Origin of the sequence: Pseudomonas sp. BIC9C (genome assembly GCF_034541995.1) — a bacterium.
Taxonomy (GTDB): domain Bacteria; phylum Pseudomonadota; class Gammaproteobacteria; order Pseudomonadales; family Pseudomonadaceae; genus Aquipseudomonas; species Aquipseudomonas fluorescens_CC.
On record NZ_JAWDGM010000005.1, the window covers coordinates 366,808 to 384,520 of the forward strand.

At 57.8% G+C, this 17,713-nt stretch carries 25 protein-coding genes, 1 tRNA gene and 1 pseudogene; 19 read left to right on the forward strand and 8 right to left on the reverse strand.

Annotation, left to right across the window (positions count from 1 at the left end):
• Positions 1-31: 31 nt before the first annotated feature.
• Positions 32-871, reverse strand: coding sequence for a UTP--glucose-1-phosphate uridylyltransferase GalU (galU, locus tag RS887_RS22575; protein ID WP_007975949.1), 840 nt, complete (start codon positions 869-871; stop codon positions 32-34).
• Between the two features lie 280 nt (positions 872-1,151).
• On the opposite strand from galU, the gene RS887_RS22580 reads away from it, so the two are divergent.
• Together RS887_RS22580 and RS887_RS22585 are read left to right on the forward strand one after the other, a co-directional pair.
• Positions 1,152-1,340, forward strand: a complete 189-nt coding sequence (locus tag RS887_RS22580; RefSeq protein ID WP_322617103.1) for a hypothetical protein — start codon at positions 1,152-1,154, stop codon at positions 1,338-1,340.
• Positions 1,341-1,477: 137 nt separating this feature from the next.
• On the forward strand, positions 1,478-1,759 hold the full coding sequence (locus tag RS887_RS22585) for a hypothetical protein (RefSeq protein ID WP_322617104.1): 282 nt from the start codon (positions 1,478-1,480) through the stop codon (positions 1,757-1,759).
• A gap of 11 nt (positions 1,760-1,770) precedes the next feature.
• Here RS887_RS22585 and RS887_RS22590 read toward each other — a convergent pair whose 3' ends face one another.
• Positions 1,771-2,001 (reverse strand): hypothetical protein, encoded by a 231-nt coding sequence (locus tag RS887_RS22590; protein WP_008020808.1) that lies wholly within the window; start codon positions 1,999-2,001, stop codon positions 1,771-1,773.
• Between the two features lie 72 nt (positions 2,002-2,073).
• Positions 2,074-2,430, reverse strand: a complete 357-nt coding sequence (locus tag RS887_RS22595; protein ID WP_322617105.1) for a hypothetical protein — start codon at positions 2,428-2,430, stop codon at positions 2,074-2,076.
• 201 nt (positions 2,431-2,631) lie between these two features.
• On the opposite strand from RS887_RS22595, the pseudogene RS887_RS22600 reads away from it, so the two are divergent.
• The 5 genes and pseudogenes from RS887_RS22600 (at position 2,632) to ada (ending at position 5,782) form a co-directional block, all read left to right on the forward strand.
• Positions 2,632-2,933 (forward strand): annotated as a pseudogene (locus RS887_RS22600) (DUF1883 domain-containing protein).
• Positions 2,934-2,970: 37 nt separating this feature from the next.
• A complete protein-coding gene (locus RS887_RS22605) occupies positions 2,971-3,138 on the forward strand; it encodes a hypothetical protein (protein ID WP_322617106.1) in 168 nt (55 codons plus the stop codon).
• A gap of 117 nt (positions 3,139-3,255) precedes the next feature.
• Positions 3,256-3,960 carry a 2OG-Fe(II) oxygenase gene (locus RS887_RS22610; RefSeq protein WP_322617107.1) on the forward strand — a complete coding sequence of 235 codons (705 nt, stop codon included), beginning with the start codon at positions 3,256-3,258 and terminating at the stop codon, positions 3,958-3,960.
• Entirely contained in the window at positions 3,950-4,630 is a 681-nt protein-coding gene (gene alkB, locus RS887_RS22615) for a DNA oxidative demethylase AlkB (protein WP_322617108.1), read from the forward strand. The genes RS887_RS22610 and alkB overlap by 11 nt, the downstream gene beginning before the upstream one ends.
• 87 nt (positions 4,631-4,717) lie before the next feature.
• On the forward strand, positions 4,718-5,782 hold the full coding sequence (gene ada, locus RS887_RS22620) for a bifunctional DNA-binding transcriptional regulator/O6-methylguanine-DNA methyltransferase Ada (protein ID WP_322617109.1): 1,065 nt from the start codon (positions 4,718-4,720) through the stop codon (positions 5,780-5,782).
• Here the strand turns inward: ada and RS887_RS22625 are convergent, their stop codons facing one another.
• Positions 5,783-6,766 (reverse strand): MDR family oxidoreductase, encoded by a 984-nt coding sequence (locus RS887_RS22625; RefSeq protein WP_057400168.1) that lies wholly within the window; start codon positions 6,764-6,766, stop codon positions 5,783-5,785.
• Between the two features lie 259 nt (positions 6,767-7,025).
• Here RS887_RS22625 and RS887_RS22630 point away from each other — a divergent pair, with 259 nt between their 5' ends.
• The 7 genes from RS887_RS22630 to RS887_RS22660 all read left to right on the forward strand — a co-directional run bounded on the left by RS887_RS22630 (position 7,026) and on the right by RS887_RS22660 (position 11,953).
• Positions 7,026-8,093, forward strand: a complete 1,068-nt coding sequence (locus tag RS887_RS22630) for a nitronate monooxygenase (RefSeq protein ID WP_322617110.1) — start codon at positions 7,026-7,028, stop codon at positions 8,091-8,093.
• A gap of 125 nt (positions 8,094-8,218) precedes the next feature.
• Complete coding sequence (gene modA / locus RS887_RS22635; protein ID WP_322617111.1) at positions 8,219-8,986, forward strand: molybdate ABC transporter substrate-binding protein; 768 nt, start codon at positions 8,219-8,221, stop codon at positions 8,984-8,986.
• Positions 8,987-9,667 carry a molybdate ABC transporter permease subunit gene (gene modB, locus RS887_RS22640; protein ID WP_322617112.1) on the forward strand — a complete coding sequence of 227 codons (681 nt, stop codon included), beginning with the start codon at positions 8,987-8,989 and terminating at the stop codon, positions 9,665-9,667.
• A gap of 3 nt (positions 9,668-9,670) precedes the next feature.
• Entirely contained in the window at positions 9,671-10,750 is a 1,080-nt protein-coding gene (modC, locus tag RS887_RS22645; protein WP_322617113.1) for a molybdenum ABC transporter ATP-binding protein, read from the forward strand.
• A gap of 127 nt (positions 10,751-10,877) precedes the next feature.
• Positions 10,878-11,099 (forward strand): hypothetical protein, encoded by a 222-nt coding sequence (locus RS887_RS22650; protein ID WP_322617114.1) that lies wholly within the window; start codon positions 10,878-10,880, stop codon positions 11,097-11,099.
• A 131-nt stretch (positions 11,100-11,230) separates the two neighbouring features.
• Positions 11,231-11,461 carry a hypothetical protein gene (locus RS887_RS22655; protein WP_111283584.1) on the forward strand — a complete coding sequence of 77 codons (231 nt, stop codon included), beginning with the start codon at positions 11,231-11,233 and terminating at the stop codon, positions 11,459-11,461.
• 207 nt (positions 11,462-11,668) lie between these two features.
• Positions 11,669-11,953: a hypothetical protein gene (locus RS887_RS22660; RefSeq protein ID WP_111283582.1), complete on the forward strand. Its 285-nt coding sequence runs from the start codon at positions 11,669-11,671 to the stop codon at positions 11,951-11,953.
• Between the two features lie 127 nt (positions 11,954-12,080).
• On the opposite strand, the gene RS887_RS22665 is transcribed toward RS887_RS22660, so the two are convergent.
• Positions 12,081-12,746, reverse strand: coding sequence for a TetR/AcrR family transcriptional regulator (locus RS887_RS22665; protein WP_322617115.1), 666 nt, complete (start codon positions 12,744-12,746; stop codon positions 12,081-12,083).
• 179 nt (positions 12,747-12,925) lie between these two features.
• On the opposite strand from RS887_RS22665, the gene RS887_RS22670 reads away from it, so the two are divergent.
• Positions 12,926-13,768 (forward strand): SDR family oxidoreductase, encoded by an 843-nt coding sequence (locus tag RS887_RS22670; RefSeq protein ID WP_322617116.1) that lies wholly within the window; start codon positions 12,926-12,928, stop codon positions 13,766-13,768.
• Between the two features lie 92 nt (positions 13,769-13,860).
• Positions 13,861-14,055 (forward strand): hypothetical protein, encoded by a 195-nt coding sequence (locus RS887_RS22675; protein ID WP_322617117.1) that lies wholly within the window; start codon positions 13,861-13,863, stop codon positions 14,053-14,055.
• A gap of 191 nt (positions 14,056-14,246) precedes the next feature.
• Here RS887_RS22675 and RS887_RS22680 read toward each other — a convergent pair whose 3' ends face one another.
• Positions 14,247-14,852 (reverse strand): hypothetical protein, encoded by a 606-nt coding sequence (locus tag RS887_RS22680; RefSeq protein ID WP_322617118.1) that lies wholly within the window; start codon positions 14,850-14,852, stop codon positions 14,247-14,249.
• A 312-nt stretch (positions 14,853-15,164) separates the two neighbouring features.
• Between RS887_RS22680 and RS887_RS22685 the strand changes: the two genes are divergently transcribed.
• The gene (locus tag RS887_RS22685; protein WP_322617119.1) at positions 15,165-15,698 is read left to right on the forward strand and encodes a hypothetical protein; all 534 of its coding nucleotides are present in this window, start codon (positions 15,165-15,167) and stop codon (positions 15,696-15,698) included.
• A gap of 150 nt (positions 15,699-15,848) precedes the next feature.
• On the opposite strand, the gene RS887_RS22695 is transcribed toward RS887_RS22685, so the two are convergent.
• A tRNA-OTHER gene (locus tag RS887_RS22695) sits at positions 15,849-15,949 on the reverse strand.
• Between the two features lie 272 nt (positions 15,950-16,221).
• Between RS887_RS22695 and RS887_RS22700 the strand changes: the two genes are divergently transcribed.
• Positions 16,222-16,431 carry a hypothetical protein gene (locus tag RS887_RS22700; RefSeq protein ID WP_322617120.1) on the forward strand — a complete coding sequence of 70 codons (210 nt, stop codon included), beginning with the start codon at positions 16,222-16,224 and terminating at the stop codon, positions 16,429-16,431.
• Positions 16,432-16,566: 135 nt separating this feature from the next.
• Here the strand turns inward: RS887_RS22700 and merR are convergent, their stop codons facing one another.
• Complete coding sequence (gene merR / locus RS887_RS22705) at positions 16,567-16,965, reverse strand: Hg(II)-responsive transcriptional regulator (protein ID WP_322617121.1); 399 nt, start codon at positions 16,963-16,965, stop codon at positions 16,567-16,569.
• Between the two features lie 165 nt (positions 16,966-17,130).
• Here merR and RS887_RS22710 point away from each other — a divergent pair, with 165 nt between their 5' ends.
• On the forward strand, positions 17,131-17,349 hold the full coding sequence (locus RS887_RS22710; protein WP_322617122.1) for a GDCCVxC domain-containing (seleno)protein: 219 nt from the start codon (positions 17,131-17,133) through the stop codon (positions 17,347-17,349).
• The last annotated feature ends 364 nt before the right edge of the window (positions 17,350-17,713 follow it).

The following is a 17,713-nucleotide window of genomic DNA, read 5'->3' on the forward strand; positions in this document are numbered from 1 at the left end:
GTGGCTTTTCGATACAACAGGTCGCCGGCTATCAGTAAGCCTTGCCCGTCTTGTAGAAGTTCTCGAAGCAGAAGTTGGTTGCGTCGATGTAACCTTCGGCGCCACCACAGTCGAAGCGCTTGCCCTTGAACTTGTAGGCAATCACGCAACCATCCTGCGCCTGTTTCATCAGGGCGTCAGTGATCTGGATCTCGCCGCCTTTGCCTGGCTCGGTTTGTTCGATCAGGCTGAAGATGTCCGGCGTCATGATGTAACGACCGATGATCGCCAGGTTCGACGGGGCATCTTCCGGCTTTGGTTTCTCGACCATGTTGCGCACGCGGTACAGGTCGTCACCGATCAGGTCGCCTGCAATCACACCGTACTTGCTGGTTTCTTGCGGATCGACTTCCATGATCGCGACGATGGTGCAGCGGTACTGCTTGTACAGCTTGACCATCTGCTTCAGTACGCCGTCACCTTCCAGGTTGACGCACAGGTCATCCGCCAGCACCACGGCGAACGGCTCGTCACCGATCAGCGGGCGACCGGTCAGGATCGCGTGGCCCAGACCTTTCATTTCGGTCTGACGGGTGTAGGAGAACGAGCACTCATCCAACAGGCGGCGGATGCCGACCAGGTATTTCTCCTTGTCGGTGCCCTTGATCTGGTTTTCCAACTCGTAGCTGATGTCGAAATGGTCTTCCAGGGCGCGCTTGCCGCGACCGGTAACGATGGAGATTTCGTTCAAGCCGGCATCCAATGCCTCTTCGACGCCGTACTGGATCAGTGGCTTGTTTACCACCGGCAGCATTTCTTTGGGCATGGCTTTAGTCGCTGGCAGGAAGCGAGTACCGTAACCGGCTGCTGGGAACAAGCATTTCTTGATCATATAAGTCCTTGTAACGGCTGTGTGTACGAGTTTCGGCGCAGTCTAATCAGGCGGCGTGCACCTTACAATGCCCCGCGCTGGCTAACCGATGCCAACATAGAGAAATATTCTTGCCGATAGTTCCCTGCGCGGGCGCGCAGGTTACCGGGCAAACTCTTATGCATAGCAGAGATTCGCGCAATTGCACGCTTTCTACCGCAGCTGACATCCCCCCAATGGCACCCGCTGTATGCGTTTGGCGGTATCATGGCGCGATTGAACCAGACAACGAGGTTAATAAATGTCGGCAGCAAAAAGCATCAATGGATTCCTGATCAATCAGGTGAAAGACGGTCAATGGTGGGTGGCGAGTGTCGCCGGTGAAAATATCGCCGGACCTTTCCCTTCCGAAGCCCTGGCAATCGAAGTGGCCTCGGTACTGGAGCTTGAGCATCCGGAACCCAAGCGACGCGGCAAGGACAAGAACTGACCGACGCCCTTTTCGAACAGCCCTGTCATTGCACAGGGCTTTTTTATGAATACCGAAAAAGAAGTGGCCTTTCGCTATAACCTTTTGCTATCGGCGCTGTCTCAGCCTTGCCCCACCACCCTGACGATGATCAATCCATGAACAAAATTTTGCCTTTGCTAACGGTATTGGCCCTGAGCGGCTGCGCAACGTCGGAAGAAACCTATCTGAACAACGGAGAGCAGGGCCTGACGATCGATTGCTCGGGAGAGGCCAATTCCTGGGCGGCCTGCTACGAAAAAGCCGATGCTTCCTGTGCGGGTACCGGCTACCGGATTGTCGGTACCGACGGCACGCCATCGCTCAAGGAAAGTGAAAAGACCCTCGGCGCCGATATCGGCAATTTCAAGAACCGCAGCGTCGTGGTGGTCTGCAAATAAGGCGCTCGGCCCTACAGATGAATTTCGGCGAACTTGATCCCGAGTCCCCGCAGTGTTTCGATCAAATCGTCGAGATGACCAAAGGACTCGACTTCATCGTTGTCATCCACCAGGAAATAGCTGCGCCCGGCGCTCTTCTTGAAAAACACGATCCATTCTCCAAGGTCCGCCGGATTCTGAATCACATGGGTGGCAGAGATAAGCCCCTCTGCATGGCGCGCCCGGACCTGCTCTCGCTTCATAGTCGACTCCAGAAATAACGATGCCGCCAAAGCCAGGCTTTGGCGGCATCGGTGCTGTTGGTCGATAGTCTATCAGCCGGAAATGCACTCGGTGGCGGCATTCTGTACGTCCTTTGGACGTACCGGGACATTGGACATGCTCTCGTGCAGCTTGATGCTGCTGCCGCCCGAGCGCTCCTCAATGTCGAATACGGCGGACGGACCCGAGGAATACTTGAGTGGCACGATCACACGCAATCCATCCTTGTGCGGCTCGATTTGCAAGGCGCCACGGCTGCCGGCCAGCTTTTCGCTGAGGCATTGCGCATATTCATGGGGTTTCTTGCCAGAAATCACGTTCATGGTCGGCAGCGACTCGTTGATTTCAGAGACGTTCGCACAACCACTCACCAATGCCGCCAGCGAAAGAACCGAAAAACCCCACTTCATACAAAATCTCCATTAAAGAGGCTCGGACAGCGCAGATGCGTTTTTTCTCCGAGGCAATCTGCTTTATCGCTCATCAAACGTGAAATTAGCGTTTTCAATTGTCAAAGTCGCCGGATAATAAGGCGGTCGGGCTGATAAACTGCGCCAATCGCCCATGCTATCGTTTTGATTTTGTAGAAAAAGCCCTTCTGGAGGCGCCTCATGAAATTTATCCATCAGCGCGAGCACCTCAATGAAGACGACATTGTCGTCATTCAATGCTCCCAAATGTGCAACATCCGTTTGATGAACGACGCCAACTTCCGCAGCTTTAAAATGGCGGCCGTCACACCTATCACGGTGGTGCATTCGACACGTTTCCGGCCCGCATCACCGCCCCGAGCACCGGCTTCTGGAACATCACGATCGACACCGTCAACCGCCGCGCTATCAGCGTGACCCGCAAACCCACCCTGACGCACTCGATCAAAATCATTCGCCGTTCCAGCACGAAACTGAGCTGAACAACGAACCCGAAACAAACGACAGGCAGATACAACCGTGGCCCAAACGACCAAATACGTCATCAAATACAAACTCAACGGTGAGCGCCGCTTCGAGTTTGCCCAGCTTGAAAACGGCACCGCAGAAGAAGCCAAAGCGGCGCTGGATGCCATTCATGGACCGGATGACGTCATCAGCGACATCAGCGTCAGCAAAGCGCTGTAACGCGATCCGGAGCGACAATGGACGTCGGCTCCCACTCGCAATTCGACCGCAAGCGCCGGAGTGCCTGCTGCATCCCTGCCCTCCAGACTGGCCACCTCAACAACAAGAGGCCCGGCAATGAGCGAGCAATATCTGGACAGCCTGGACTGGCCCCGACTGGAACAGCAACTGGATCAGGACGGTTGCGCCGTCATCCCGTCACTGTTGAGCCACAAGGCTTGTGATCAGGTCAGCGCCTGGTACCCCCGGTCCGAACCCTTTCGCTCGCACGTGGTGATGGCTCGCCACGGGTTCGGCCGCGGCGAGTACAAGTATTTCAGCTATCCATTGCCGGACCTCGTGGCCCGCTTGCGCAGCGCGCTCTACCCACGGCTGGTGCCCATCGCCAATCGCTGGCATGAACAGATGGATCTAACGACCCGCTTTCCAGACGCTCATCAAGCCTTTCTCGAGCGCTGTCATGCCGCTGGTCAGAACCGTCCGACGCCGTTGTTGCTGCAATATGGCCCGCAGGACTACAACTGCCTGCATCAGGACTTGTACGGTGAGCACGTTTTCCCGCTGCAAGTGGCGATTCTTCTGTCAGCCCCGGATGAAGACTTTACCGGCGGCGAATTTGTCATGACCGAACAGCGCCCGCGCATGCAGTCACGCCCGATGGTCATCGGCCTGAAGAAAGGTGACGGGCTGATATTTGCCGTCAACCAGCGGCCGGTCAAAGGGGTTCGCGGTTACTACCGCGTGACCCTGCGTCACGGCGTGAGTCGCCTGCACAGCGGCAAACGGCATACCCTTGGAATCATCTTTCACGATGCGTTATGACCCCATGAACCCGCTGACTCATGACCTGTTTGCCAATGCCGAGCCCGAGCAACAGCCCAAGCGCGAGCAGATCGGCGAACAGTCCTATGTGCTCAGAGGCTTCGCCCTGCCCTGGCTTGAGCGGTTGTTGCCCGCCCTGGAGGCGGTGCTGGCGGCCGCGCCGTTTCGGCAGATGGTCACGCCCGGCGGCTTTACCATGTCGGTCGCCCTGAGCAGTTGTGGCACATTCGGCTGGACCACTGACCGCAGCGGTTATCGGTACACCCGCCACGATCCGCAGACCGGTCAACCCTGGCCAAAGATGCCCGAGGTGTTTCTGCAATTGGCGCAAGCGGCGGCGCAGGCAGCGGGGTTCAGCGAATTTGTGCCGGACTCCTGCCTGATCAACCGCTACATCCCCGGGGCAAAAATGTCGTTACATCAAGACAAGGACGAGCACTCCTACGCGGCCCCTATCGTTTCGGTATCGCTGGGCTTGCCGGCGATGTTCCTGTTCGGCGGCTTTGCACGCAGCGACAAAAGCCAGCGCATCCCCCTGCTGCATGGCGACATCGTGGTCTGGGGTGGCGTGGATCGCCTGCGCTATCACGGCGTGTTGCCGATCAAGGACGGCCATCACCCGAGACTCGGCGAGCAACGCATCAACTTCACCTTCCGTACCGCCGGATAAAGACTTCGAATTTGACCGCAAGCGCCGGAGTGTGTGGGAATTGCCCCATGGTTAATGTGCAGGCAACCCTTCAAAGGACGTGACGCCATGACTACCCAATCGACCAAGATCAGCACCGAAAACGATCCACGCTGGGCCGCCGTGGTCGCGCGCGATCCCAAGGCTGACGGGCAGTTTGTCTATGCCGTGAAGACCACCGGCATCTACTGCAACCCCAGCAGCCTCGCGCGCTTGCCCAAGCCACACAATGTCGAATTCTTCGATAGCGCCGAACAGGCACAGGCCGCGGGTTATCGTCCGAGCAAACGCGCGACCAAAGATCAGAGCGAACTCGCCGCGCAACACGCCGCCACCGTGGCCGCCGCGTGCCGCCAGATCGAAATCGCGGAAACGCTGCCTGCCCTGGGCGAATTGGCCGAGGCGGCGGGACTGAGCAGCTTCCACTTCCATCGTGTGTTCAAATCCGTCACCGGCCTGACACCCAAGGGCTACGCCGACGCTCATCGTTCACGCAAAGTGCGCGAACGCCTGGCGGATGGCGGCTCGGTGACCGATGCCCTGTATGACGCCGGCTTCAACTCCAACAGTCGATTTTATGAAGCGGCAGACCATCTGCTCGGAATGAAACCCGGGGACTACCGCGCGGCCGGTCAAAACAATGACATTCGTTTTGCCGTCGGCCAGTGTTCACTGGGGGCGATACTGGTGGCGCAGAGTGAGCGCGGGGTCTGCGCGATCCTGTTGGGCGATGATCCGCACCAACTGGTCTGTGATCTGCAGGATAAATTCCGGCGCGCCAACCTGATTGGTGCCGATCATGAATTCGAGCAACTGATTGCCAGGGTTGTCGGCTTTATCGAGGCGCCGGCCATTGGCCTGGATTTGCCTCTGGACGTACGCGGCACAGCGTTTCAGGAGCGTGTCTGGCAAGCGCTGCGGGAAATTCCCGTTGGCAGCACGGCCAGCTACGCCGACGTCGCCCAGCGCATCGGCTCGCCAAAAGCGGTTCGCGCCGTGGCTCAAGCCTGCGGCGCGAACAACCTGGCCGTGGCGATCCCTTGCCATCGCGTGGTGCGCAGCGATGGCCACCTCTCGGGCTATCGCTGGGGTGTCGAGCGCAAACGCCAGTTGCTGGAACGCGAGTCGCAGTAATCAGCGATTCACATCCACCACCACGCGCCCGCGCAACTGCCCGGCAAGCAAGCGCGGCGCGGCTTCGATGGCTTCGCTCAGGCCGATTTCGTGACTGATCAGCGGCAACAGGTTGAAGTCCAGATCCCTGGCCAGTCGACTCCAGGCCTCCACGCGCCTGGCTTTGGGCTGGGTCACGCTGTTGATACCGGCCAGGGTCACACCGCGCAAAATGAACGGTGCAACGGATGCCGGAAAGTCCATGCCCTGGGCCAAACCGCATGCCGCGACGGTGCCATTGGCCTTGGTGCTGGCGCAGGCATTGGCCAGGGTGTGGCTGCCGACCGAATCGATGACCGCTGCCCAACGTTCTTTGGCCAATGGCTTGCCTGGCTCGGACAGCGTGGCACGGTCGATGATTTCGCCAGCGCCCAGTTGCTTCAGGTAGTCATGCTCCGACGTACGCCCTGTGGACGCGACCACCCGATAGCCGAGCCTGTTGAGCAACGCGATGGCGAAACTGCCGACGCCACCGTTGGCGCCGGTCACCAGGATTTCGCCCTGCTCAGGCGTCACCCCGTTGTGTTCCAGAGCCAGGATGCACAGCATGGCCGTGTAGCCCGCCGTACCGATGGCCATCGCCTGGGCAGCGGTGAACGCCTTGGGCAGCGGAATCAGCCAGTCACCATTCAGGCGAGCCTTCTGCGCCAATCCCCCCCAATGTCCTTCACCCACACCCCAGCCATTGAGCAGCACCTGGTCACCGACTTTATAGTCCGGGTGCCCGCTGACTTCGACGACACCGGCCAGATCGATGCCCGGCACCATCGGGAACTTGCGCACCACCGGACTGCTGCCGGTGATCGCCAGGCCATCCTTGAAATTCAACGTGCTATAGGCAACACGCACCGTGACATCGCCCTCGGGTAACTGATCGTCCTGGATCTCTTGCAGTGTGGCCCGGTAACCGCTGTCGTCTTTGTCGATCAAAATACCTTTGAACATCACGGCCTCTCAATGGAATCAGTCTGGTTGTGGTGCAATTGAAATAACACATGACAACAGATTGCCGTACTCGACTTTAAGCCAATCGGGCAAACCACCCAATCCCGGTATTCATGATCGCAATGGCGACGGTGCAGGTTTCCATCGACGCTGAAGAAAACCGGACCCGCCGAAATGACGACTGGCCTTGCACCGGTCGTTGCGTTACAAATCCTGTTCTACCGTCCCTGCCCTGCTTCAACGTCGGAGAACACAGCACATGAACCAATGGCCAGATACCCGCATTCTTGACCTGCTCGGGATCGAACTGCCGATCATTCAGGGGCCGATGGCCGGTGCCACGAACTCGTCCATGGTGATTGCAGCCTGCAATGCCGGCGGGTTGGGCTCGATGCCAGCGGCGATGCTCAGCACCGATCAATTGCGCGAGGAACTGAAAACGATCCGCCAACACACCCAGTACCCGATCAACGTCAACTTCTTCTGTCATCAGCCTCCAGCCCCTGATGAACAACGTGCGCAGGAGTGGAAAAACCTGCTGCAACCCTATTACCAGGAACTCGGTGTCGATTTCGATGCGCCAACGCCCGTATCCAACCGGGCGCCGTTCGATAATGCAGCCTGCGAAGTGGTCGAAGCGTTTCGCCCTGAAGTGGTGAGCTTTCACTTTGGCCTGCCGGAAAAATCCCTGCTCGACCGGGTCAAGGCCACGGGAGCCAAAGTGCTGTCCTCGGCCACCACCGTCGCAGAAGCGGTGTGGCTGGAGCAGCATGGTTGCGATGCAATCATTGCCATGGGCTACGAAGCCGGGGGCCATCGCGGCATGTTTCTCAGCGATGACCTGAGCAGCCAGGTGGGGACGTTCGCCCTGGTGCCACAAATCGTCGATGCGGTGAAAGTGCCGGTGATTGCCGCTGGCGGCATCGCTGATGCACGAGGTGTCGCTGCCGCCTTCATGCTGGGCGCTTCGGCGGTTCAGGTGGGTACGGCCTACCTGTTCACGCCAGAGGCCAAGGTCAGCCCATCCCATCACAAAGCGTTGCGTACCGCCAGGGAAAGCGAGACGGCCGTCACCAACGTGTTCACCGGTCGCCCGGCCCGGGGCATCCTTAATCGGGTGATGCGTGAACTGGGGCCTATGAGCGCCAAGGCACCGGCTTTCCCTCTGGCCGGTGGCGCGCTGATGCCGCTGCGGGCCAAAGGTGAAGCGGACTTCAGCAACCTCTGGGCCGGCCAGGCATTTACCCTTGGGCTCGAATTGACCACCGCGGCACTGACTCGGCAACTGGCTGAAGAAGGATTAGCGAGACTGCTACGTCGCCCCTGAGCATCACTGGCGTTAAAATTGTATACAATTTTGTGACAGCACATTCCGTTTAAAGGCAATTCGCTATATATTTCTGTACATAACGATTCACCCCCTGTTGCAATTGCCTTTAACGGAGCCGTTTCATGACCATTCGTGCCTCACGTTTTGCCCCTACCTGCCTGGCGAGCCTGCTCGCCGTATTTGCCTTCGGCTCAGCCCAGGCGGACGAAGTCCAGGTGGCGGTCGCTGCCAACTTCACCGCGCCCATCCAGGCCATCGCCGCTGATTTTGAAAAAGACACCGGGCATAAACTGGTCACCTCCTTTGGTGCTACCGGTCAGTTCTACACCCAGATCAAAAACGGCGCACCGTTCGAAGTGTTCCTCTCGGCAGACGACAGCACCCCGAAAAAACTTGAAGCCGAAGGCGACTCCGTCAAGGGCTCACGCTTCACCTACGCGGTCGGTACCCTGGCGCTGTGGTCGGCCAAAGAAGGCTACGTCGATGCCAAGGGCGATGTGCTGAAAAAGAACCAATACCAGCACCTGTCCATCGCCAACCCGAAAGCCGCGCCTTATGGCCTGGCGGCTACCCAGGTGCTGGCCAAAGAAGGGCTGACCGACAAGGTCAAGGACAAGATCGTTGAAGGCCAGAACATCACCCAGGCCTACCAATTCGTCTCCACCGGCAACGCCGAGCTGGGTTTTGTCGCCCTGTCGCAGATCTACAAGGACGGCAAGATCACCAGCGGTTCGGCCTGGATCGTTCCGGCCAGCCTGCACGACCCGATCAAACAGGACGCCGTGATTCTCAACAAGGGCAAGGACAACCCGGCCGCCAAGGCATTGGTTGACTACCTCAAGGGGCCGAAAGCGGCAGCTGTCATCAAGTCCTACGGCTACGAAATCTAAATGTCGCTATCGAGTGCCGATTTTTCCGCCATTTGGCTGACCCTGAAACTGGCGTCCCTGACGACTGTCATCCTGCTGATTGTTGGCACTCCGATTGCGTTATGGCTTGCGCGCACCCGCTCCTGGTTGCGCGGCCCGGTCGGGGCGATTGTCGCCCTGCCCCTGGTGCTGCCACCGACGGTGATTGGCTTTTACCTGTTGCTGGCGCTCGGCCCTCACGGGCTCATCGGTCAGCTCAGCCAATCATTGGGCCTTGGCACCCTCACATTCAGTTTTGCAGGGCTGGTCATCGGTTCGGTGTTGTATTCGATGCCGTTCGTGGTCCAGCCGCTGCAAAACGCTTTTTCCGCAATCGGCACGCGACCGCTCGAAGTGGCCGCGACGTTACGGGCAAACCCCTGGGACACCTTTTTCAGTGTGACACTGCCCCTGGCCCGCCCCGGTGTCATTACCGCCGCCATTCTCGGTTTCGCCCACACCGTCGGCGAGTTCGGCGTGGTGCTGATGATCGGCGGCAATATTCCCGAAAAGACCCGCGTGGTCTCGGTGCAGATCTACGATCACGTCGAAGCCATGGAATACGCCCAGGCCCATTGGCTGGCCGGGGCGATGCTGGTGTTCTCGTTTGCCGTCTTGCTGGCGCTGTACTCCAGCCGTAAAACCAAAACGGGCTGGAGCTGACCGATGATTCAAATGCGTCTGACACTACGCTACTCAGGCTTCGCCCTGGACGTCGACCTGCAACTGCCGGGCCGTGGCGTCACGGCACTGTACGGTCACTCCGGCTCGGGCAAGACCACGTGCCTGCGCTGCATCGCCGGTCTGGAACGGGTCGATCACGGTTTTATCCAGGTCAACGATGAAGTCTGGCAAGACAGCGAAAACAAGGTTTTCGTCGCGCCGCACAAACGCGCGCTGGGCTACGTGTTTCAGGAAGCCAGCCTGTTTCCTCACCTGTCGGTGCTGGCCAATCTGGAGTTCGGTCTCAAGCGCATCTCGAAGCCGCAGCGACGGGTCGACATGGCTCACGCCACTGAGTTGCTGGGCATCAGCCATTTACTGGACCGGCACCCACAACACCTTTCGGGCGGTGAGCGGCAGCGCGTCGGCATCGCCCGTGCCTTGCTCACCAGCCCGAAACTGTTGTTGATGGACGAGCCGCTGGCCGCGCTGGATGCCCAGCGCAAAAGTGAAATCCTGCCCTACCTGCAACGCCTGCACGATGAGCTCGATATCCCGGTGCTGTACGTCAGCCACTCCCAGGATGAAGTCGCGCGGCTGGCCGACCATATCGTGTTGCTCAGCAACGGCAAGGCACTGGCCAGCGGCCCGATCGGCCAGACCCTGGCACGCCTCGACTTGCCACTGGCGATGGGGGATGACGCCGGCGTGGTCATCGAAGGTCGCGTTAGCGCCTATGACGCCGACTATCAATTGCTGAGCCTGCAACTGCCCGACACCAACCTCAACATTCGTGTGCCTCATACGCCGCTGGATCCGGGCCAGGCACTGCGCTGCAAGGTCCAGGCGCGGGATGTGAGCCTGAGCCTGCACGGTGCCGGGCAAAGCAGCATCCTCAATCGCCTGCCGGTCACCGTGGTCAGTGAAATGAACGCCGACAACGCCGCCCATGTGCTGATTCGCCTGGACGCCGCAGGCACGCCACTGCTGGCGCGCATCACGCGTTATTCCCGCGATCAACTCAACGTCCACCCTGGCCAGCAACTCTGGGCGCAAATCAAAGCGGTTGCGGTGCTGGCGTAAATCCCGGCGGCACGCCTGCACCGGGGACGGCAGCACCTGAACCGACGAACTGATCTGCCTGTTTTTTTTGCACGATCACCAATGGCTTCTATAGTTGACTTGAACAGGAATCCGCTACGGAGTCGCCATGGAAGACATTTTCGTCGTGAAGCGTTGCAACAAGATCATCATCCATGCTCGCCGTGCGGGTGAAACTAACCACTTGCCACCGGATACCGTGGCCTGGTATCGCATCGCCGATACCCGCACCCAAGACTTCATTGGGGATGGCTATGATGCTGAAGAGGACGCACTGCGTGTTTGCCGGCAGTTGAATGCCAAATCACGAGTGAAAGCCCTGCAAGGTTGAAGGCCTGTCACCATTTTTTAACGGGACTATACTGAAAATGGCTGAATGATCAGCGACCCCATCGGCAGAAAGCTCGCTCTAGGCGGGCTTTTTGCTGCCACACCCAGGTTTCTTGAACGGAGGTGTCTCCCATGTCCGAAAAAGAGTCCATCACCACCCTGCTCACCTTGCTGGACTCCCGTCAGGTCCGCCTGGCAGCGGCCTGCAAGGAAATCGCCGACTGGGTCGATCATCAAGGCGGGCATCCCACCGCCCTCAGAATTCGTGATCGCCTGAACGACATCGAGAAGGACACGCCGCTGATCCGGCACACGCTGTCGTCTCTTAAACCTGTCGACCGGCCTCTGCCTCGGTTCAGATGATCCGTCAGGGATTTGCGGTGCGAGGACAGGCCCGATTCGGGCAGCATGATCGGTGACGGTGACGTCTCCGAACGTTCGGCTGCCTGCAAAGATTTAACCCTCTCCCACAACCCGGCCTGGCGCTGGGATTTTTTGTTGCGCAAAACCAATCGAACGTCACCGCTCACGTGGGGTCAACCGCTTACACGTCACCAAGGAGACGTTCCAATGGTCACTCACTTCAAAGTCAGCGGGCACCTGGCCTGCGGTCACCACGGCAACAACCTCGTATCGACCCGCGAACTCAATCGGGTGAAATGCAGAAGCTGCCGAAACACCGACGCCTACAAAGAAGCCCGCAAGACCGAACGCAACGCTGTCCGCCGCGCAGCACGCAAAGCCAAAGCCGTCCACACCGCCAATAACTGGCGTTCGGCCTGGACCGAGCGACTGACCGCGATGGCCGGCCTGCAACGCTTGCCGCGGGGATTTACCGGCCAACCCTTCGTTTAGGATTGGGCGGATTCAGTCTGTAAAGACCCAATCGATTTTACGGGACGGTAAAAAGGATTTCGAAATCCAGGGCCCTTGCTCGCGTGAGGGCTCAATCGGAGGGGAAATTCATGAACAGGGCATCATTTTATTGCTTATCGATGCCCTTGCGAGCCGGCTCCATGATCTCGCGAAGGGACATGCGCTTGAACGCCTCGACCAGTGCTCGCCCTTCCTCCGGTGCACAAGTGACCGCCAGGCGCATGGTCGCCTCGCCCAGGTGCCAGATCAAAAACGCCGACTCCTGAACCTGTTGCTCATCGATGTCGGGATATACGCGAAGCATCGCCTGGGCCAGTAGTGCACCGGCCACCCGGCTCTCCACGAGTTCCAGTTGCAACAACTGCTTGTCGGCCTGCATACCGGACCAGATGTCACGCATCACCGGTGTCGCCATCACGATCTCGTAATACAGGTCGAGCAACTGCGTATAGGCGGCATGCAAGCCCTGGGCATCTTCGACGGCCTTCATTGCCTCTGTAATGCAGCGACGACTCTCAGCGTTGTAGCGCTCGGCCAGCGTGCGAATGACGGAACTCTTGTCAGGAAAATACTGATAAAGCGATCCGATCGAGATCCCGGAGCGCTCGGCGATTTCACTCATCTTGAGTTGATCGCTGCCCTTTTCCGCGATCAATTGAGTCGCCGTCGCCAAAATCCGCTCCTGACGGTCGCGGCTGCGCTGTTGCGTGGGATTGCGTCGAACAGCTTCTGCAGCAGGCTGTTCGAGGGTTTCAGGAGTCTTTTTGCGCACGAGTGAATTTCCAGATCAATAACGTGACATGTACTCACCTTAGCATCGCCACTGCCAACGCCCAATAACAGATGCCCACACGTCGGGGAATTCGATCCGATGGGTTGACGGAAAAACATGAGGATCTATCATCTTTTAAACGTGAGCATTACTCACATTAACCGATGGAGATGAACGCGATGAAAACCGATCAACCAATCACACTGGTCCTTGGCGCCACGGGCAAAACCGGACGGCGAATCACACAACGACTCGAAGCTGCCGGCCTGGCCGTTCGCCGAGGCTCCCGCGACGCGAATCCCCCTTTCGACTGGGAAGATCGATCAACCTGGGACGCGGTGATAGATGGCGTTCATGCGGTCTACATTTGCTTTCAACCTGATCTCGCCGTTCCTGGCGCCCTGGAATCCATCCAGGCCTTCACCGACCTGGCGGTTAAAAGCGGAGTCCGCAAACTGGTTCTGTTATCCGGTCGCGGCGAAGTCGAAGCGGAACAGGCCGAACGTGTTGTACAGAACAGCGGGATTGACTGGACGATTCTGCGGGCCAGTTGGTTCTGTCAGAATTTCAGCGAGGCGCACTTTCTTGAACCCATTCTGCAAGGTGAACTCGCACTTCCCGTCAGCCAGGTCGCAGAACCCTTTGTCGATGTGGAAGATATCGCCGAGTGTGCCGTCGCCGCACTGACCCAACCCGGACACACCAACCAGCTCTATGAATTGACCGGCCCTCGGGCGCTGACCTTTGCCGAAGCCGTGACCGAGATTGCGTGTTCCACCGATCGCAACATCGAATTCGTGGCCGTACCAGCGGATGCCTATCGACAGGCCATGGAACAGCAACAACTTCCCCAGGAGTTGATCGACCTGGTGTTGTATCTCTTCACGACTGTGCTCGATGGCCGCAACACGCCAATAGCCGATGGCATACATCGGGCACTGGGACGGCCGGCACGCGACTTCAGCGACTACGTGCAGCACACTGCCGCTACGGGCATCTGGGGTAATGGACGTCCGACGTAACGCATTGGCGAGAACAAGGTTCCTCGGCTAGGGTCTCTTGCGTATCGAACTGCGGCGCCTTAATTGGCAGGAGCCCGATCAAGGAGGAACCCATGTCACTCAATCGTAGTGCCGAACAAACCTACCGCCAGTGGTCCACCCCGATCCTGCTGGAACTCAAGGAGCGAGAGCATCAAATGAACCCGTCAGAGCGCCAGGCACTGGAAAACGTTCTGCTGGAAAGAAGGCTGATCAATACCGGCAACCCAACCGGCAGCGATCGCCGCAAGGCAGACCCGGCGTCCTGAAAAGCATCAGGCAGCCACAATCAAGAAAGAAATGATGGAGCAGAAACAAGCGAGGGCTTGCATCCGCTTTCGCTGCAAGCCCTTGATTTTTAGTTGACGCCCGACAGGCCTATCAAACACATCAAAAGTCCAGATCGACGCATCCAGTCTGGTCGTACGATTTCACGTTGGGGCCGCCACTCTTTACCGTGCTAAAACCACCCACCACGATCATCTTCCAGTTCCTGGCGACACTGCTTGAGTTGGGCGTTGTAAATCTCTGACTGCTTTTGCACTTTCTGGGCAACCTGCATCAGCCACGGTTTGCTGCGATAGGAATTGCGGCTAAAGCCCCCACGCCCCTCGTGATAAGCCAGGTACTGATTGTAGGTGTCCCATTTGGAGATTCCGAGCTGACGCTGGGTGCCAGTGGTGTACCAGCCGATAAACATGATCGCGTCGTCGAAGCTGTCACGCGAACCACCATTGGCAGTATCGTTCTTGTACTCGCCCCACACCGGATCCTGAGCCTGCGCATAACCGTAAGCCGAACTGACTCGTCCCCAGGGGATCACCCAGAGCAGATAGTCACGAGGCGGCAATGCGTCAGCCACGAAGCTGCTTTCCTGCTTCATGATCGCCATGGCCACATGCAGAGGCGTCCCATATTCACTCTGCATCTCCAGCGAGTCCTCATACCAGTCGGGATACTCACGGTAAATACTGCAGAGATTGCTCTGATCCTTTGGTGGTGTAGTCGTGCAACCTGTCAAAAACATAACCAACAAAGCCAACAGTAAAACTTGTCCTTGTTTCATTCATCACCCTCAAAAACAAGGGCATAAGGTGCCCTCCGCTTACTGCAAGGAACCTGAGTCAGGCAAATGCAGGCAAAAACCTCAGAAGACATCTTTCCTGACCGCGTCACCCTTATTGAGAGACTGTTTTGTAAGTGCCTGTTGCAGACATTCGGATGTAGAACGGGATGAATTGCGGGGCAGACTTTTGATTTTGCGATGCAAAGAAATAATGGCCACTGTCTGACTAGCTGCCTACTTCAGCGCCAGGGCCAGGCCGGGGTCCATGACGAACTATAATTTAGTGTTGGGGGGAACGTCGGAGGTAGCGCTATGCGTATCTTCAAGCAGCTCCTGCTCATGGTCGCGGGGCTTCTGGCAAGCAGCCTCTCCCTGGAGGCAATCAGCAGTGGCGGCCTAGGTCAAAATCCTCACCCGGCCGTTCTGGTCAGTGGGCAGCCACAGCAATGCGGGCAATTCCACCATTTCCACACGGGCCCGTTTCATATGGGAAACCGGCATTTCGTACCAATGGGCAACCGACATTTCGTACTAATTAACAACCGGCATTTCGTACCAATGAACACCCGGCATTTCGTACCAATGGACAACCGGCATTTCATACCAATGGACAACCGGCATTTCGTACCAATGGATAACCGGCATTTCGTACTAATAGATAACCCACATTTCGTACCAATGGATAACCGGCACTTCATACCGATCCACCGGATGAACAGCTTCAAGGTGATCAGAGGGCCCGGGGTAAGCAATCAGCCCTTCGGCTCCGGGCACGTTCACTTTGTGCGCCGCTTCGATCCGCGGACGGGGCTGTTTCTGATTCAACCGGCAACATCCGGGAGGTAATGGACCCGCTTGGTCACACCACCGTAGTGAAGACTGAGCAATACATCCGCAATCGCAAAGGGAAGAAGGTGACGTCTACAAAATAGGAATTGCGGCAATAAAAACTAAGGGCCTGCATGAGGTATCTCACGCAAGCCCTTGATATTCAGGTGCCCGAAGCCGGAATCGAACCGGCACGCCCTTACGAGCGGGGGATTTTAAGTCCCGAGGGAAAATCAATCAGACCGCGCCTTCTAATAGGTTTTCCGGGCCGCAATCATCTCCTCAGCGGTGCCATGCAGGCCAATGTTTTCACATACCCCTAGAAGATTGCGGCCCGGAAAAGCCCCTCCCATAAAGCTTGAAAATACCCACTCTGCGCAGCGTAAAATCATCGGTGGTATGCCGATCATGCATACTTAATCGAAGCCACAGACGTGTTCCAGAACTCAGCCCGTTTACACCCACTCCCGGCGTTCTGCCAATAGTAAAAAATCCTTCATAGAACCTGGTGCTACGCTGACCTGACAACCGAGGATTCGCGATGCCAAATTCAGATCTGCTCCCTTCCCTACTCTTCAAGATCAACGAAAACCAACTCGCCCTAGAAGCCGCCATCATGGAGCTTTCGAACTGGGTCGAGCAGCGTGGATCAGCCGATGTCGCCGACAACGTACGCGGTGCCCTGGGAGCCATCGATAAAAATGAAGAATTCATCAAGATGACGCCCGCGGTCATGATGGCGCCGGAGTGACTGAGTCGTTTCGGCCCTTCGCAACAGGCAGCAGTCGGCCAGAGCGGTCATTCCTGACCGCTAGCAAGCAGCCTTATGTCTACACGGTACGCGGTGCTGGCTTGACGCCTGTGCATGATGCCCTGCGACCAGGCATCACTCCTCGTTCAGCGCATCGATGATCGGGCAAGCGGCCCCGCCGTCGCCTGCATCGCATTTGTGCACCAATCCGCCCAGCACCTGCCGCATGGCGGCAAGGTCGGCCATCTTTTGCTCGATCATGGCCAGTTTGCGCACGGCCAGTGCCCGAGTCTCGCGACAAGTGCAGGCCGCATCCAGTGTCAGCAGCATGCCCACCTCATCCAGCGTGAATCCCAGCGCCTGCGCCCTCTTGATGAAGCGCAGCCGTTTGACCTGCTCCGGTAGATAGCACCGATAACCACTGAGCGGCTTTGGCGGCTCATCCAGCAAGCCGCGTCGCTGGTAATAGCGAATGGTCTCGATATTCACCCCGGCAGCTTCCGCCAACTTGCCGATACTCAGCCCTGTTGTCATCACATGCCCCTTGATTCTGTACCCGGGTACGGGGTGTAGAATGACTCTAGGTTAGATCGATTCAATGGAGAAAACGATGACTCAACAGATCGGCGGATCCTGAGGCGTTAACCAAAGCGACGACGAAGGCGGATTATCCCTCCACCGTGAACAAACGAGGCAACCATGCGCGCCGTCATCTTCGAATCCGTGCTGACCTGCCCACATTGCGGTTTCGCCAAACAGGAAGCCATGCCCACGGACGCCTGCCAGTTCTTCTACGAGTGTGGCAATTGCAAAACCCTGCTACGCCCGAACCCCGGTGACTGCTGTGTGTTCTGTTCGTTTGGCACGGTAAAGTGCCCGCCGATTCAGGAGCGGCGTGAATGCTGTAGTACGGATTGACCTGTGTTTATTCGGTTTGTCAGACGCCCCTGATGCGCCTCAAACCGTGGTTATGGGAGGTCAGTGTCATGTGGAATCATGCTCTGATGCTCGTGGTGGTCTACCTGATCATCACCCTTTTCATCGGCTGGTTGTATACCATTGCCCTCCTGCATTGGCTTTGATCCAACTGGTGACGATTGGTCAGTCCGCAATGGGTGCCGTTTTCGGCAGGTAGCTTTGTCCCGATCACAGTCGTTGGGGAGTGGCTGCAATGGGTCGTTTACCACCCCTCGTGACAGACAGCTATCGGCTGAATCGGACATTCGGCATGCGCCCTTAGGCTTGCTCATGCGTTCCATCACACAGCGTTCTGCGTAAGGAT

Excerpts from the sequence above, each read along its gene's own strand:
- alkB (WP_322617108.1), top strand. The coding sequence starts at position 3,950 with ATGCGTTATGACCCCATGAACCCGCTGACTCATGACCTGTTTGCCAAT.
- RS887_RS22685 (WP_322617119.1), top strand. The coding sequence starts at position 15,165 with ATGCGTATCTTCAAGCAGCTCCTGCTCATGGTCGCGGGGCTTCTGGCA.
- galU (WP_007975949.1), bottom strand. The coding sequence starts at position 871 with ATGATCAAGAAATGCTTGTTCCCAGCAGCCGGTTACGGTACTCGCTTC.
- RS887_RS22655 (WP_111283584.1), top strand. The coding sequence starts at position 11,231 with ATGTCCGAAAAAGAGTCCATCACCACCCTGCTCACCTTGCTGGACTCC.
- modB (WP_322617112.1), top strand. The coding sequence starts at position 8,987 with ATGTCGCTATCGAGTGCCGATTTTTCCGCCATTTGGCTGACCCTGAAA.
- modC (WP_322617113.1), top strand. The coding sequence starts at position 9,671 with ATGATTCAAATGCGTCTGACACTACGCTACTCAGGCTTCGCCCTGGAC.
- ada (WP_322617109.1), top strand. The coding sequence starts at position 4,718 with ATGACTACCCAATCGACCAAGATCAGCACCGAAAACGATCCACGCTGG.
- RS887_RS22580 (WP_322617103.1), top strand. The coding sequence starts at position 1,152 with ATGTCGGCAGCAAAAAGCATCAATGGATTCCTGATCAATCAGGTGAAA.
- RS887_RS22650 (WP_322617114.1), top strand. The coding sequence starts at position 10,878 with ATGGAAGACATTTTCGTCGTGAAGCGTTGCAACAAGATCATCATCCAT.
- RS887_RS22610 (WP_322617107.1), top strand. The coding sequence starts at position 3,256 with ATGAGCGAGCAATATCTGGACAGCCTGGACTGGCCCCGACTGGAACAG.
- RS887_RS22590 (WP_008020808.1), bottom strand. The coding sequence starts at position 2,001 with ATGAAGCGAGAGCAGGTCCGGGCGCGCCATGCAGAGGGGCTTATCTCT.
- RS887_RS22670 (WP_322617116.1), top strand. The coding sequence starts at position 12,926 with ATGAAAACCGATCAACCAATCACACTGGTCCTTGGCGCCACGGGCAAA.
- RS887_RS22700 (WP_322617120.1), top strand. The coding sequence starts at position 16,222 with ATGCCAAATTCAGATCTGCTCCCTTCCCTACTCTTCAAGATCAACGAA.
- RS887_RS22680 (WP_322617118.1), bottom strand. The coding sequence starts at position 14,852 with ATGAAACAAGGACAAGTTTTACTGTTGGCTTTGTTGGTTATGTTTTTG.
- modA (WP_322617111.1), top strand. The coding sequence starts at position 8,219 with ATGACCATTCGTGCCTCACGTTTTGCCCCTACCTGCCTGGCGAGCCTG.
- RS887_RS22630 (WP_322617110.1), top strand. The coding sequence starts at position 7,026 with ATGAACCAATGGCCAGATACCCGCATTCTTGACCTGCTCGGGATCGAA.
- RS887_RS22660 (WP_111283582.1), top strand. The coding sequence starts at position 11,669 with ATGGTCACTCACTTCAAAGTCAGCGGGCACCTGGCCTGCGGTCACCAC.
- merR (WP_322617121.1), bottom strand. The coding sequence starts at position 16,965 with ATGACAACAGGGCTGAGTATCGGCAAGTTGGCGGAAGCTGCCGGGGTG.
- RS887_RS22585 (WP_322617104.1), top strand. The coding sequence starts at position 1,478 with ATGAACAAAATTTTGCCTTTGCTAACGGTATTGGCCCTGAGCGGCTGC.
- RS887_RS22710 (WP_322617122.1), top strand. The coding sequence starts at position 17,131 with ATGCGCGCCGTCATCTTCGAATCCGTGCTGACCTGCCCACATTGCGGT.
- RS887_RS22675 (WP_322617117.1), top strand. The coding sequence starts at position 13,861 with ATGTCACTCAATCGTAGTGCCGAACAAACCTACCGCCAGTGGTCCACC.
- RS887_RS22595 (WP_322617105.1), bottom strand. The coding sequence starts at position 2,430 with ATGAAGTGGGGTTTTTCGGTTCTTTCGCTGGCGGCATTGGTGAGTGGT.
- RS887_RS22625 (WP_057400168.1), bottom strand. The coding sequence starts at position 6,766 with ATGTTCAAAGGTATTTTGATCGACAAAGACGACAGCGGTTACCGGGCC.